At 53.2% G+C, this 14,432-nt stretch carries 14 protein-coding genes; 8 read left to right on the top strand and 6 right to left on the bottom strand.

Features of this window, described 5'->3' with window-relative positions; translation table 11 throughout:
• On the top strand, positions 1–1,233 hold the full coding sequence (locus tag B4O97_RS09705; RefSeq protein ID WP_158084239.1) for an ABC transporter permease: 1,233 nt from the start codon (positions 1–3) through the stop codon (positions 1,231–1,233).
• Here B4O97_RS09705 and B4O97_RS09710 read toward each other — a convergent pair.
• Positions 1,230–2,117 (bottom strand): carbohydrate kinase family protein, encoded by an 888-nt coding sequence (locus B4O97_RS09710; protein ID WP_158084240.1) that lies wholly within the window; start codon positions 2,115–2,117, stop codon positions 1,230–1,232. The two genes, B4O97_RS09705 and B4O97_RS09710, sit on opposite strands and share 4 nt — an antisense overlap.
• Here B4O97_RS09710 and B4O97_RS19495 point away from each other — a divergent pair.
• The 6 genes from B4O97_RS19495 (at position 2,101) to B4O97_RS09735 (ending at position 7,376) form a co-directional block, all read left to right on the top strand.
• The gene (locus B4O97_RS19495; RefSeq protein ID WP_158084241.1) at positions 2,101–2,382 is read left to right on the top strand and encodes a hypothetical protein; all 282 of its coding nucleotides are present in this window, start codon (positions 2,101–2,103) and stop codon (positions 2,380–2,382) included. The two genes, B4O97_RS09710 and B4O97_RS19495, sit on opposite strands and share 17 nt — an antisense overlap.
• Positions 2,383–2,418: 36 nt before the next feature.
• On the top strand, positions 2,419–3,534 hold the full coding sequence (locus B4O97_RS09715) for a branched-chain amino acid ABC transporter substrate-binding protein (RefSeq protein WP_083050414.1): 1,116 nt from the start codon (positions 2,419–2,421) through the stop codon (positions 3,532–3,534).
• A gap of 186 nt (positions 3,535–3,720) precedes the next feature.
• Positions 3,721–4,629 carry a branched-chain amino acid ABC transporter permease gene (locus B4O97_RS09720; RefSeq protein ID WP_083050415.1) on the top strand — a complete coding sequence of 303 codons (909 nt, stop codon included), beginning with the start codon at positions 3,721–3,723 and terminating at the stop codon, positions 4,627–4,629.
• Between the two features lie 12 nt (positions 4,630–4,641).
• Entirely contained in the window at positions 4,642–5,889 is a 1,248-nt protein-coding gene (locus B4O97_RS09725) for an ABC transporter permease subunit (protein ID WP_083050417.1), read from the top strand.
• Positions 5,882–6,673 (top strand): ABC transporter ATP-binding protein, encoded by a 792-nt coding sequence (locus B4O97_RS09730; protein ID WP_083050419.1) that lies wholly within the window; start codon positions 5,882–5,884, stop codon positions 6,671–6,673. Before B4O97_RS09725 ends, B4O97_RS09730 begins: the two co-directional genes overlap by 8 nt.
• Positions 6,666–7,376, top strand: a complete 711-nt coding sequence (locus B4O97_RS09735) for an ABC transporter ATP-binding protein (RefSeq protein ID WP_083050420.1) — start codon at positions 6,666–6,668, stop codon at positions 7,374–7,376. Before B4O97_RS09730 ends, B4O97_RS09735 begins: the two co-directional genes overlap by 8 nt.
• Before the next feature lie 148 nt (positions 7,377–7,524).
• On the opposite strand, the gene B4O97_RS09740 is transcribed toward B4O97_RS09735, so the two are convergent.
• The gene (locus B4O97_RS09740; protein ID WP_083050422.1) at positions 7,525–9,636 is read right to left on the bottom strand and encodes a thioredoxin domain-containing protein; all 2,112 of its coding nucleotides are present in this window, start codon (positions 9,634–9,636) and stop codon (positions 7,525–7,527) included.
• A gap of 223 nt (positions 9,637–9,859) precedes the next feature.
• Between B4O97_RS09740 and B4O97_RS09745 the strand changes: the two genes are divergently transcribed.
• Positions 9,860–10,219, top strand: coding sequence for a 4a-hydroxytetrahydrobiopterin dehydratase (locus tag B4O97_RS09745; protein WP_083050423.1), 360 nt, complete (start codon positions 9,860–9,862; stop codon positions 10,217–10,219).
• A 110-nt stretch (positions 10,220–10,329) separates the two neighbouring features.
• Here B4O97_RS09745 and B4O97_RS09750 read toward each other — a convergent pair whose 3' ends face one another.
• From B4O97_RS09750 to B4O97_RS09765, 4 genes are all read right to left on the bottom strand, one after another.
• A complete protein-coding gene (locus B4O97_RS09750; RefSeq protein ID WP_083050425.1) occupies positions 10,330–11,172 on the bottom strand; it encodes a methyl-accepting chemotaxis protein in 843 nt (280 codons plus the stop codon).
• 3 nt (positions 11,173–11,175) lie between these two features.
• On the bottom strand, positions 11,176–11,940 hold the full coding sequence (locus tag B4O97_RS09755; protein ID WP_394701370.1) for an oxygen-binding di-iron domain-containing protein: 765 nt from the start codon (positions 11,938–11,940) through the stop codon (positions 11,176–11,178).
• A gap of 68 nt (positions 11,941–12,008) precedes the next feature.
• Positions 12,009–12,851 (bottom strand): class II fructose-bisphosphate aldolase, encoded by an 843-nt coding sequence (locus B4O97_RS09760; RefSeq protein WP_083050428.1) that lies wholly within the window; start codon positions 12,849–12,851, stop codon positions 12,009–12,011.
• Entirely contained in the window at positions 12,845–14,407 is a 1,563-nt protein-coding gene (locus B4O97_RS09765) for an FGGY-family carbohydrate kinase (protein WP_083050429.1), read from the bottom strand. The genes B4O97_RS09760 and B4O97_RS09765 overlap by 7 nt, the downstream gene beginning before the upstream one ends.
• Positions 14,408–14,432 lie beyond the last annotated feature (25 nt).

The following is a 14,432-nucleotide window of genomic DNA, read 5'->3' on the forward strand; positions in this document are numbered from 1 at the left end:
ATGGCACTTATACTGGTCGCCCTGAGAAACGTATTTCGCAACAGACGACGGAGCATTCTCAATATAATTGCCCTCTGCCTGGGGACCTGCCTGATGGTTCTGGGTCTCGGCTGGGTGGAGGGCTATCACAGCTACGTCTACACGGCAATGCAGAATTTCGAGTCCGGTGAGGTTCAGCTGATACCGGAGGGGTATCTGCAGGAGGAACGGCGACTTCCTCTGGACCTGAACCTCAGCGGCTACCGGGAACTGAAGGACCGGCTTCTGTCTGTTCCCGAGGTACGGGAGGCCACCGGGCGAATCGATTTTTCTCTGCGCCTTTCCAACAGAAAGGAGTCGATCTACCTGGTCGGCCGGGCCATCGATCCTGAAAGCGAAGCCAACACCACGGTTCTGGCGGACTACATACACTCCGGCGACTACCTTTCGTCACAGCAGGGAGGAGTTCTGATCGGAAAAGCCCTGGCGGAACGGATGGCGGTGCAGCCCGGAGACACAGTATACATCGTTGCCCAGGACAAATACGGGGTGGAAAACTTCATCGACATACGGGTGGCGGGAATCTTCAATTACGGTTTCCCCCCCATCGACAAAAACGTGGTGTTCATGGACCTGGCCAGTGCAATGGATCTTCTTAGCATGGAGGATGAGGTTACACGGATCGTGATGAGGTTGAACCAGGGGATATCTCCGGAGAAAGGGGTATCCCTCTTACGCAGGCAGGATATCGGGGGCGAGATACACAGCTGGAAAACCTTCGCCCAGGCGACCGTATCGGCAGTCGAGACCGACACCCGCAGTTTTTACCTGATGCTGATCATCCTGTATCTGCTGATAGTGCTGGGACTGCTGAACTCCATGTCCATGAGCGTCCACGAAAGAACCCGGGAAATCGGTTCCCTGCGGGCCCTGGGAATGAAGAGGCGGGAGGTCCTGGGACTCCTTCTGGCGGAAAGCGGCTGGATCTCCCTCATTTCCGCGGCAGTCGCCGTTGTCCTGTCCATGCCCATGGTCTGGTACCTTGGCAGCGTTGGCCTGGACATTACATCCCGGATGCCGGAGAGCATCCCCGTCCCCTTCGGCGAACAGTTCTACGCCGATTTCCGGATACGCCATTTCGCCATTAGCCTTGCTGCAGCGACGCTCTCAGCCATGGTCGGAACAATCAGGCCCTCTGTAAAGGCATCCCGTCTTGTGGTCGCAGAAGCTCTGCGGGGAGGAAGAATCGCTTAAAGCTTCGACAGAACCTCCTCCAGTGAGGGAAAGGAATCCCTGCCGCCGGGTTTACTTACCGATATACCCGCGGCACAGGCGGCGAAGCGCAGGATCCGGTCAAGGTCCCAGGAGTTGAGAAGCCCGTAGGCAAAGGCGCCGTGAAAGATATCCCCCGCAGCGGTGGTATCGACGGTCGTAACGGTAAAAGCGTCGTAGCCTCCCCTCCGGTCTCCCAGGGCCCAGACACCGCCCTTCTCTCCCAGGGTAATAACGGCACAGTTGCCGTTTCGCCGCTGCAGGAGTTCAAGTGCCCTGAACACCTGTTCCGGTCCGGCGAGTTCTTCTCCCAGCATTGCAGATGCAAAAGCCGCGGATGCCACCGGATAATCCACACGCTCCACGAGTTCCCAGGTCGCGCCCCTCAGGGAACCGGCATCCAGGATTGACACGGCTTCAGGCCAGCGTTCCAGGGCCTCCCTGGCGGCCGCCAGGGAATGACCGTCGAAGAGGAGTACCTCGGGTTCACAGAGGAGCAGGTTTTCCGGCAATCTGTAGACATCTTCCGTACTCCGGTGATTGATGATACTGCGGCTGCCGCTGGTATCGTTAACCAGGATGGCGGAAACAGGAGTCGGATACCCCTCGCAGGGAAGAACTCCCCCGGTATCCACCCTGTAAGCTTTAAACTCTTCAATCAGCAGGGAACCGAAGGGATCCCGTCCCACTGGACCTGCCATGGCGACAGAGACATCCCAGTATCCCAGCAGGGCTGCGGCATTGGCTGCCGGGCCACCGCCCGATAAACTGCGGGCGGTTGCCCTGGATTTCGTATCTTCCCGGGGAAAACCGTCGACCCGGAGTATCAGGTCGACGGAGGAATGACCGATGCACAGAATTTTCAAAAAGAACCTCACTTACGGGCAGAATAAAACAGGGACACCTCAAAAAACCGCACTTTTTCCCAAACCCCGCATCATCAATATTTCCAGCGGTCCTCAACTCCTGTTCCTGCAAGAGCTTGCGGATGCTATAAAACATTACATCTTCGACTGTGGCAAAAATACCACGTTTTTAGAGGCACCCATACAAAAGCAGAAAATCCGTGTGTTTTTTAAGGATTCTGCAAAAAATCTCTTGATCATTTGCCAATTTAAAACCATTATATAGTAACTCTCGTTATAAATACAATTCAAGGAGATGGTCATGAAAAGATTGCTTTCCATTGCAATTATTTTGATTGCAGCCGTCGGGCTCTTCGCCAACGGACAGGGCGAAGATACCGTTAAAATCGGCGTTGCAGGAGCTCATTCCGGAGACCTGGCGTCCTACGGTCTTCCCTCGGTAAAAGCCGCGGAGCTCGTTGTTGAAGACTGGAACGCCAAAGGCGGAGTTCTGGGAAAACAGATCGAGCTGGTTATTGAGGACGATCAGTGCAAACCCGAGGTTGCAACCAACACCGCCGCAAAGCTGGTTGGCGAGCAGGTGGTCGGCGTTATAGGTCATATCTGTTCCGGAGCCACAAAATCCGCTCTGGGAATCTACAAGGATTCCAACATTCCGGTAATCTCTCCCTCCGCAACCAACCCGCCCCTTACCAAGAGCGGAGACTATCCCAACTTCTTCCGCACCATCGCTCCGGATGACGCTCAGGCAAAACTGGATGTGGATTTCGCGGTTGACACCCTGGGTCTCACCAAGATCGCCGTTCTCCACGACAAGGGAGATTACGGCAAGGGATTTGCCGACTTCGCCAAGGAGTACCTTGATCAGCGATCCAATGTCGAGGTAGTTGTCTACGAAGGTATCCAGGTAGGTGCCGTTGACTATTCCGCCATAATCAACAAGGTAGCAGCCTCCGGTGCCGAAGCGATCATCTACGGAGGTTATCACCCCGAAGCTTCGAAACTGGTCGGCCAGATGAGAACCCGCGGAATGGACACCATCTTCATTTCCGACGACGGCGTTAAGGACGACACCTTCATCAAGGTCGCCCAGGATGCCGCCGAAGGTGTTTACGCCTCCGGTCCTGTCGACACGACATCCAATCCCCTGGCAGTGAAAGCCACCGAAGATCACCAGAAAAAATTCGGAGAGGATCCCGGTGCCTTCTTCCTGAACGCCTATGCTGCAACCCAGGCTCTTCTCAATGCAATTGAAAAAGCCGGCTCCACCGAGTACGACGCAATAGTCAATGCTCTGCGCAGCGAATACGTGGAGACCCCCCTTGGAAACATCAGCTTCGATGAAAAGGGCGATGCAATCGGGGTCGGTTTCTCCGTTTATCAGGTTCAGAACGGGGTTTACGTAGAGCTCAAATAAACTTGCTAATTCTGTCATATTCATGTAATATGACACGTTCTTTCAGAAATCTTGAGAACATTCGGAACAGGCCCGTACAGGGCCTGTTCCTTGCTTCCGAATCAATACTCACAACGTGTACGCAACTTTGCCGCAGGAAATGCAACAAGGCGGTTTTATTATAGAAGGAGCCTGCAGGAAACCACCATGAATCTAGATTATTTAATTCAGCTTACGCTGTCGGGAATGACGCGGGGCAGTATCTACGCGCTGATCGCCCTCGGGTATACCATGGTTTATGGTATCATTCAGCTTATCAACTTTGCCCACGGCGAAATATACATGATCGGTGCTTTTACGGCCCTCATTATTGCCACCGTCCTTAACATGACCGGGATGCCCGGGGTAGCGGTTTTTATCATTGCCATGATCATTGCCGTTGTTTACTCCTCCGCATACGGAGTAACAATGGAAGCCATGGCATACAAACCGGTACGTCGTGCCCAGAGGCTGTCAGCCCTGATAAGCGCCATCGGCATGTCCTTCTTCCTGCAGAATTACGTGCTGCTTGCCCAGACTTCGGACTTTCTGTCCTTTCCCAAGCTGATACCCCAGTTTGCATTTCTTGAAGGGGCCAGAAACTTTTTAACCTCCACCCAGATAATCATCTTCGCCGTCACTGCCGTGGTCATGGTGGCCCTCACCATTCTTATCAAGTTCACCAAGATAGGAAAAGCCATGCGGGCCACAGCCCAGGACAAGACCATGGCCCTTCTGGTGGGAATAAATATCAACCAGGTTATTGCTGTTACCTTTCTCATCGGCTCCGCGATGGCGGCCGTAGGGGGAGTCCTGATCAGTTCCCACGTGGGGCAGATCAACTTCTATATCGGTTTTCTGGCGGGCATCAAGGCCTTCGTGGCCGCCGTTCTCGGCGGAATCGGGTCAATTCCAGGCGCTGTCCTCGGCAGCTTTGTACTTGGTCTGACGGAGAGTTTCGGAGCCGGTTACATATCATCGGACTATGAGGATGTGTTCGCCTTTATTATTCTGGTGCTGATTCTGATATTCCGTCCTGCCGGGCTCCTCGGCCGTGCCCAGAGCGACAAGATATAAGGGATACACACAATGAACAACGCTGTACAGGAACTGAAAAAATCCTTAATCACCTCGCTGTGGTTCATGTTTCTGACCTTCCCCATCATGGTCATCAAGGTCAACACGGTAGAAAATATTGTAAACTGGCGCTGGTCCAACATGGTCTTTGTGGGCGTTCTCAGTTTCATCATCTCCTACTTCTGGCGGGGCATGCTGCGAAAAAAGGAACGGGGAGACAAACTGTTTGACCTCTCCAGGTTCATGCCTGCAAAATTGCGGGATCTGGATCTTCGGGAGACCCTTTCTGATAAAAAGATTGCCCGACCTGTTCTTGCTGTACTTCTGGTGGCGGCGCTTGTATTTCCCTTCGCCGCGGGCATGTATCAGACCAGTATAATGACCACGGCCCTTATGTACATCATCCTGGGTCTCGGTTTAAATATCGTTATCGGGCTGGGTGGAATGCTCCATCTCGGCTATGCGGCCTTCTATGCCGTGGGAGCCTACACCTACGCGATTCTGCACCGGGATTTCGGCATCGGATTCTGGGTCGCCCTGCCTCTGGGCGCAATACTGGCCATGCTGTTCGGAATGCTCCTGGGTTTTCCGGTGCTGCGGCTCAAGGGCGATTATCTTGCCATCGTTACCCTCGGTTTCGCAGAAATCGTGCGCATCGTGCTGGAGAACTGGAATGACTTCTCCTCCGGTCCTTCCGGGATCGCCAATATTCCACGGCCCAGTTTTTTTGGAATGAAGCTTTCACTCCCCAACGCGACTATCTACATTTACATGATAACCCTGGCCCTTGTTCTTTTCACGATCTTTGTGGTTCGAAGACTTGAGAACTCACGCCTCGGTCGAGCCTGGGAAGCCATGAGGGAGGACGCCATTGCCTCCGAGTCCATGGGCGTCAATATAACAACAACAAAACTGACGGCCTTCGCCCTGGGAGCCTTCTGGGCCGGCATGGTTGGGGTTATCTTCGCCGCGAAAACGACCTTTGTTAATCCCGCCAGCTTCACCCTGATGGAGTCGGTCCTGGTCCTCTGTATTATAGTACTGGGAGGAATGGGATCCACCACGGGAGTCATTGTGGGTGCCCTTATTATCGTGCTGCTTCCCGAATACCTGCGGGCCTTCTCCGAATACAGGATGCTCCTGTACGGTGCTGTACTCGTCATGATGATGGTCTTCAGACCCAACGGTATAATCCAGAAGGTACGGAAACGGCATACCTTTGACATCAAAGAGGCAAGCAGTGGAGGCAGCAATGAGTAACACCGTACTGAATGTAGAAAACCTTACCATGAACTTCGGGGGACTTCGGGCCGTGGATGATGTCTCCCTCAGCATAAAGAAGAACGAGATTGTGGCCCTTATCGGACCCAACGGCGCCGGTAAAACCACCTTTTTCAACTGTGTCACCGGTGTCTACGCCCCGACGGAAGGTAAAATAACCATCACCCCACCGGAAAAGAGCAGCGAAGTTATTAATGGTCTGAAACCCCACAAAATAACGGAGAAGGGGCTTGCCCGGACCTTCCAGAACATCCGGCTTTTTCAGAACATGACTGTCCTGGAGAATATAATGATCGGCAGGCACTGCCGCCTGAAATCCGGCATTCTCGGCGCGATCTTTCGCAGCCCGGCCACCCGGGAGGAAGAGGAAAAACTCATCCACGAAAGTTACGCCATTCTAAAAAAGATCGGTATAGAGCGCTACGTAAACGATCTTGCCAAGAACCTGCCCTACGGCGCACAGCGTCTTCTCGAGATCGCCCGTGCCCTGGCCACCGACCCTTTTCTGCTGCTGCTGGACGAACCCGCAGCCGGGATGAACCCCAATGAGACCAGGGATCTTGTCGACCTGATTCTGCGCCTCAGGGAAAACGAGGATGTAACGATATTCCTGATCGAACACGATATGAGCCTTGTAATGACCCTTTCCGAGCGGATCTATGTTGTCGACTACGGACAGTTGATTGCCCAGGGCACCCCCGACGTGATCAAGCAGGATAAACGAGTTATCAAAGCCTACCTGGGAGAAGAGGTTCATGCTTAAACTTGAATCGGTATCTACATATTACGGCAATATACAGGCCCTCAAAGAGGTGAGCCTCTCCATCAATGAAGGAGAAATCGTTGCCCTTATCGGAGCGAACGGTGCCGGAAAATCCACAACCCTCATGTCTATCTGCGGAGTAACACCTCCACGGAAGGGGCGTGTCCTTTTTGAAGGTGAGGACATAACCCATCTCTCCAGCGAAAAAATCGTTGCCCTGGGTATAAATCAGGTTCCTGAAGGTCGCAGGATTTTCCCCTACCTTACCGTCAGGGAAAACCTCGACATGGGTGCTTTTCTGCGAAAGAGCAAAACGGAAGTACAGCGGGACCTGGAATATGTTTTCGAACTTTTTCCCCGCCTCGCCGAACGTCGCCACCAGCAGGGAGGAACCCTGAGCGGGGGGGAACAGCAGATGCTGGCAATTTCCCGTGCCCTGATGAGCCGTCCCAAGCTGCTTCTGCTGGATGAACCATCCCTTGGTCTTGCCCCTATCCTGGTCCAGCAGATATTCAAAATAATACGCCAGATAAACAGGGACAACAACACAACCATCTTCCTGGTTGAACAGAATGCCAACCTGGCACTCAAGACCGCCCACAAGGGCTATGTAATGGAAACCGGAAGAGTCACCCTGTATGACACGGCGGAAAACCTCCTGAACAACGAAGAGGTTAAAAAGGCATATCTGGGAGGAGCCTGACGGTATTCCCCGCCTGAACCCTGGGAGCCCTTCTGCATGACGGAAGGGCTCTGTTGTTTCTGCTTCCCTTCAACGAGACCCTGGGCACGATATTCCCCCGGGACAACCGAAGGATGAATCAGACAGGCCTGTTACCGGAAAACCAGGATCATCGGGGAAGCTCATCGAGTTCCCGCCTGAGCTCTTCAACCCGGGATACCGGTTTCCTGCAGATAAAACCGCTGCAGACATACGCTGCAGATCCTGTATCCTCGTTGGCATGATACTCGCGGGTAAAGGGCGCACATTGGGAGAGCAGCTTTTCATTGGCCGCATCTTTTTTCAGTACAACTGCGCCCGGCATAAATCGGCCGTTTATTTCGCGCAGCATCTTTTCGCTCTCCTTTCCATCTCCCACAACGACGATCTCCCGTTCACCAGATCCCTCCTGCCCCAACAAGAGATAGTGACCGGCGGCAACAAAGCTGGTGCTGGCGATCGGTGCCCTGTCTGTTTCATCCGCCCATGCTTTCAACAAGGCCTCTGCCCGGTCCCGGAATCCGCTGTCGGAAGTAATTCTGAATAAAAGGAGCAGGTTATCCATCATCACGGAGGTTCCGGAGGGAATTGCGCCATCGTAGAGATGTTTACTCCTGAAAGGGACTTCGCGCTTCTCCCGCGAGGCGAGAAAATAATCGCCCCTCTCACTGTCGAGAAAATCTTCATCAACTATCCCTGACAGCGATAGAGCCTGCTCGAGAAACTGAGCATCGAAACTGCTGTGGTAGAGTTCGAGATATGCGGATATCAGGAAGGCGTAATCGTCGAGGTGGCCACCGACAGAAGCCGTGCCGGCGCGGTAACTGTGGAAAACCCTACCGTCGTTAGCTCGAAGTCTTGTGCGCAGAAACTCCTCGGTTTCGAGGGCCTTCCGGAGCAGGGAGGAGTCTTCCAGAACACGGGCGGCCCGGGCAAGAGCCTTCAGCATCAGCGCATTCCAGTCGGCAAGTATCTTGTCGTCCGTGGAGGGTGACCGTCTCTCGTTTCTCCGTGACAAAAGAGCCCGTCTCAGATCATCCCAGTCAGAAGAAACCTCACTATCGGATGATCCCGGGCTGCAATGGAGGATGTTGCTTTCCATTGATTTTCCGCTTACCGGATCGCTCCAGTTACCCTCTTCCCGCAAACCGAAGCGGTCAGCCGTTGCCGAGGCCTCATCCTCTCCGACCATTTCCACGAGAATTTCGATAAACTCCTTTCGGCTCCAGAGATAATATTTTCCCTCCTCACCCTCGCTTTCGGCATCCAGAGCGGAGTAGAAGCCCCCTTCAGGGGATGCGAGTTCTCTACAGCAGAACTCGATTATCTCCCGTGCCGTCTTTGCATATTCGGTCTTACCGGTCAGACTACGGGCATTGATGAAAAGCAGGATGAGCTGGCCCTGGTCGTAAAGCATTTTCTCGAAATGGGGGATCCGCCACTGCCGGTCGGTTGAGTAGCGGTGAAAGCCGAAACCTATATGGTCATAGATGCCGCCGGCACGCATCATCTCGAGACTCTTCTCGACCATGGCAATATACTGTTCTCCCCCATGGATATCCCGGGCATGCTCGAGCATAAAATTCAGGAGGTGGGCCTGGGGAAACTTGGGAGCACCGCCGAAACCTCCCCACTCGGGGTCAAATGTTTCGGAAAGCCGTTCAAAAAGCCCTGAAAGCCGGGTACGGGGAAACTCCCCGGAGCGGGAAGAAGACTCGTCGGTATTCCCCTTAAGGGCTTCAATGACGGATTCGGCGGAGGCCAGGACCCTGGGACGCTCCTCCTTCCACAGCCTTGAAATCTCAGGAAGAAGATCCAGGAGTCCTGCCCTCCCCGGCCCGCCCTTTCTGGGCAGGTAGGTGGCTGTAAAGAATGGTCTGCCCTCCGGGGTCGCGAATATTGTCAGGGGCCAGCCACCGGAGCCGTGGATTCTCAAAGCTGCATCCATGTAGAAAGCATCGAGATCAGGTCTCTCCTCGCGATCGATCTTGACAGGCATGAATCCCTTGTTCAGAAGCCGGGCAACATCCTCGTTCTCGAAGGACTCCCTCGCCATGACATGACACCAGTGGCAGGTCGAATATCCAATCGAGATAAACAGGGGAATATCCCTGCTCTTTGCCTCCCCGAGGGTTTGTTCGCTCCACATACGCCAGGCTACAGGGTTATTCGCATGCTGGAGAAGATAAGGGCTGTTCGAACGGCTCAGTTCGTTGAGATTATCGCTGTCATTGCTGCGCATGGAGAACTCCTCTCCCGACCTGGTTCATATCCTTACTACAATGATAATAAAGGAAAGGACAAAAGGAAATCAGTACCCGCCGCGCCCGACGATATGGCTGCCCCTGGGAATTGATGGTCGAAGAGTTCTGCATATTCTCATTTTGGAACTCTTAGACTTGCTAGTATATTAAAAATGACATGCCCGGTGCAGGTACAATTTTCTTTAAACGAGGAGGCAGAACATGGACAAATTACATATGCAGCAGTGTAAACCGTGCAGGGGAGATGAACCTGCACTGACACAGGACGAAATAGAATTATTCCTGGAGCAGGTTCCGGCTTGGAAGCTGTATCAGGCTCAGGAGGGCCCCAGAATTACCCGCGGCTTCTCTTTTGACGATTTTTCCCAGGCGCTCTCGTTTACCGACAGGGTGGGTCAATTGGCCGAACAGCAGGGCCATCATCCCAGGATCACTACGGAATGGGGAAAAGTGGAGGTAAGCTGGTGGACCCATAAGATCAGCGGTCTTCATACAAACGACTTCATCATGGCGTCAAGAACGGACAAGCTGTACGATGAATTTTCAGGAGCAGCTTCGTAAGCTGAAAAACCCACACCCTGTGTGAAGCACATCCTTTCGGCCTTCTGAGAGATATCGCAAGCGGAAGGATGGGGGCCCGGGAGCAGGAACTGGCTGGCCCCCTTCAAACGCTACTGATCCTTATCCATCAGCCTGCTCAGGCCCTTGTACGTGGAGACGAGGGAATGCACAACAACCTGGGAGTCCTTCAGGGAATCGAAGGTGCTCTCCAGGGTTGAGGTACCATCCATCAGCGCGGAACTCTCCTGCTCCAGGGCCGCGGAGATCTCGCTTATGGCTTCTGCAAGTTTTCCTTCTTCCGCCTGGGTTTCACTGAAGCTTTGACGTACCTCGGATATATCGGTACTGAAATTTCCCAGGACCTGGGTAAAGCGTTTGACATAATCGCTCATCTGCCCGATAAAAGTCGAAAACTCATTCAGGGAATCGGTGATCTCCCTGGTAAAGCGGGCGGTCTGTCCCGCCAGATTTCGGACCTCCCCGGCTATAACCCGGAACCCCTTTCCAAACTCCCCTGCCCGGGCAGCCTCGATGGAAGCGTTAATGGCGAGGACATTGGTCTTTTCCGAAACATCCTGAATGGAAGTAGTGATAGACTTTATGGCTTCGGTACGTTTACGGACGTCGTCAAAGAGATTTTGCATCTCTCCCGAAACAGATCTTACTTCCACAATCTCATCCACCCGGCTCTGAAGTTCTCCGTCCAGTCGGCGGGTTTCGTGGATGATTTCGCCCATTTTCTGGTCAATACGACTCGTATTCTCTGAGACATGCTGGGAAGTTGAACGGAACTCCTCGAAGGTTGTAACAATGGATTCCAGGGAATCCCGGATTGCGTCGATATCTTCGGTAATAATCTTCATGGACCGCTCGGTTATCTCACCAAGCATTACCGACTTGTTATATCCCAGAACTATCTTTCTGTTCGCTTTGGAGTCAATAAAATCATCCACAGCTTACGCTCCTGTCAGGGACTTTAGATGGTCTATTCCACAATTCAGATTACCGAACCAGTCGTAAAATTTCCTGACAAGTTCACCCCGCATCATTGCGCCGTGTTGAGGAGCGAGAATAGAAACATCGAGTTTTCGACACATACTGATCCATCGAGCAGCCGCCTGGTTACTCCCCATGGCCCTTGCATGAAAGGGTTCCATGAGGCGCGTATGGTTTTCAAAATCTTCCACCTCCGGATATTCCCTTCCCTCCGGGAAAACCGCGGTCCCGATATCACCGGAAAAAAGGATTTTCGACCTGGGATCGTAGAGAGAAAAGTTTCCTGCGGAATGAAGAAAATGGGCGGGTATCAGCTTAAGAGAAACAGAGCCGAGATTTATGCTTCCTCCCTCGTCCTCAAGGGGAGTGATTCTGCTCTGGTCCACCAGACCGAAGTGGGGTACGAAACGACGCCAGATATCGTGGATATACACCTGGGCCTTTGTTACACCGAGCCACAGCGCAATCCCCGAGGAGACGTCCGGATCCTGGTGAGAAAAGAAAATCGATTCCACATCATCAAGGCTGATAAAACGGCTGACAACGGATACTACCCGTGAAAAGAGATGAACTCCCCCGGGATCAAGAAGTATCCCTTTACCGGAATTGACAATAAGATACTGATTGGTCTGAATCGCACCGGAAGATACATCTGCGTCCCATCCAAGCCATATTACTTTATGATCATTCTCCTCGTACAGCACGTAACCGCGGGTTGTATCCATCTGCACCTCCTGCATGTGATTTGTCACAAGGCAATTATGATTGAATTTACCGTATTATTCAATAAATCCTAGGAAGAATGACCAGAATACAGTTGGATGAGATTCCCTGCCCGACGTTTCCAGGCTTCCCGTAACTCGGATCTGTGGCGGAGATAATCGTTGTCATCACTTTTTCTTTCCCGCCGAATAACATCCATTGCATCCACGAGCAGACCGGAGAAATAGTTGATCTTTTTCACTCCCCTGCGCACGGCTTCGCGTATGGCTTCATCCGGGACACCCGTTGCCCCATGAAGTACCAGGGGAACACCGGTTTCCCGGGCGATCCTTGATATAAGTTCCTGCTGAATTTCAGGCTCCGCTGTGTACAAACCGTGGGCAGTTCCCACAGCGACGGCCAGGGCGTCCACCCCGGTCTCGGCGCAGAATTCCCCTGCCTCCTGCGGATCCGTATAAACGGCTCCCCTGGTGTCCACCAGTCCGGCCACCCCTTCGTCGCCAGGAAGCGGTCCAAGTTCAGCCTCGACAGAAGCGTTGAACAGACGGGCCCTCTGAACTATCCCTCGTGTAACTTCGACGTTTGCAGCGAAGGGTTTTCTGGAGGCATCGATCATTACCGAGGAGAACCCTGAATCCAGGGCTTCATCTATAATATCCAGATCCTCCGGACCCGCATGATCCAGGTGGAGGGCCGCAGGAATATCGGCTTCAACACACAGGGCTCGAATGGAGGGAATAAACAGACGGCCTCCCAGGGCCTTCCAGTGACGTACGGCTATCCCGATAATCACCGGCTGCCGGGCTTCTTCTCCCGCTTCAAGACAAGCCCGGGCCATTTCAAAATCGACGCAGTTGAACGAGGCAATCGCTCCACGTGACTGTTCGAGCATTTCCTTGCAGTTTATCAGCATTTTCCACCCTCCTTGACTTCGGAGGCTTCCTTCGAGAAATCCTCCGCCGCGGCATATACATCACCTGTGTTCAAGGCATTATACAACGCTTCCCGTAAAAGAGCAGCCTTGCGATAAATATCGAAACGTGAAGAATTCGGGTGAATATATCGATCCTCCCCGTCCCTGACCGAATCAAATGCCTTCTGATAGCTCTCTTCAACACCGAGACTGACCAGAGCGCTAATCAGGGCACCCCTGGAAGAAGCTTCGCTGCTGGGAGGAATACGAACGGTTGTTTCAAAGATGTCAGCCTGCATTTGATTAAAGAGCTCGAACCTTGTCAGTCCTCCGGCCACACAGATTTCAGTCAATTCAGCGGGAATTATCTCCCGCATTCTCTTTAATCCCGCACCCATCTCCAGAACCAGGGATTCAAGCAGTGCCCGGGCAATATCGGCCTTGGAATTGGCCAGGGTCAAATTAAAAATGGTTCCCTTTGCCAGAGGATTCCAGAACGGCGCGGCACTGCCCTTGAAATGAGGAAGAACGATCACCCCGTGAGCCCCCGGGGGGGATTCCCGGACCAGCTGGTTCACTTTGAGAATATCCGCCTGTTCATTCTGCCTGCCCGTTTCTCCGAATTCGCCGGCGAACCAGCTGTACAGGATTCCAGTGGTAAGAACCCCTGCTTCAACGACCCACTGTCCGGGGATGGCGGCTATGCTGCAGAGGGTTCTTGACTCCGGATGAAAGAGGGGCTCAGGCACCGGAGTAATCAGAAAAGAGCCGGTGCCGGTGTTAGCCTCCACGGATCCTGCCTCCAGGACTCCCATTCCCAGTGCGGCAACCTGCTGGTCTCCGCCTGCAAGAATTACGGGAGTCTTCCCTGGAAATGAGGTTTCTTTTGCAAGACCGGAGCTCAGATTTCCGATAATAGTTCCCGGAGAAGTCAGTTCCGGTAAACGATCCCTGTCAACAAAAGAGGCATCCAGCATCCGGCGGCTCCACTCCCGGTTGCTTACATCCAGAAGCATTGTACGGCAGGCCTGGGAATAGTCGCTTACAAATCTGCCGGTAAGCACAAAGGCGACATAATCCTGCACCCCCAGGAATTTATGCGCCGCGGCATAGACATCGGGTTTATTATCCCGGTACCACAGGATTTTTGGTGCGGAGAAGTAGGGATCGATTCTGAGCCCGGTTATTCTGTAGACATCCTCCGCAGAAACTTCCTTCCGGATCAGGTCGCACTGTCGTGAGGTGGTTTTATCCTGCCACATGAATACCTCATCCAGAGCTTTTCCAGCCCTGTCCACCGGTACAACCGAAGCCCGCTGGGATGTCACCGCAATGGCGAGAACCTCCGCATTATTGCTTACGGCATACTCACCGCAGGCGGAGAGAACATGGCGGATACCCCTGTCCCAGTCCTCAGTGGATTGCCGTACCCGACCATCCTTATAAAAATTCGGGGAATATCCATGGGACTCTGAAACAAGTTCCTTTCCATTGAGCGTATATAAGGTTCCTCGGATGCTGGAGGTGCCGACATCCAGAGCACAAATTGTTTGCATTATGACCTCGAAAATTATGAGAAAA

It is taken from the genome of Marispirochaeta aestuarii (assembly GCF_002087085.1).
Classification (GTDB): Bacteria; Spirochaetota; Spirochaetia; order JC444; family Marispirochaetaceae; genus Marispirochaeta; species Marispirochaeta aestuarii.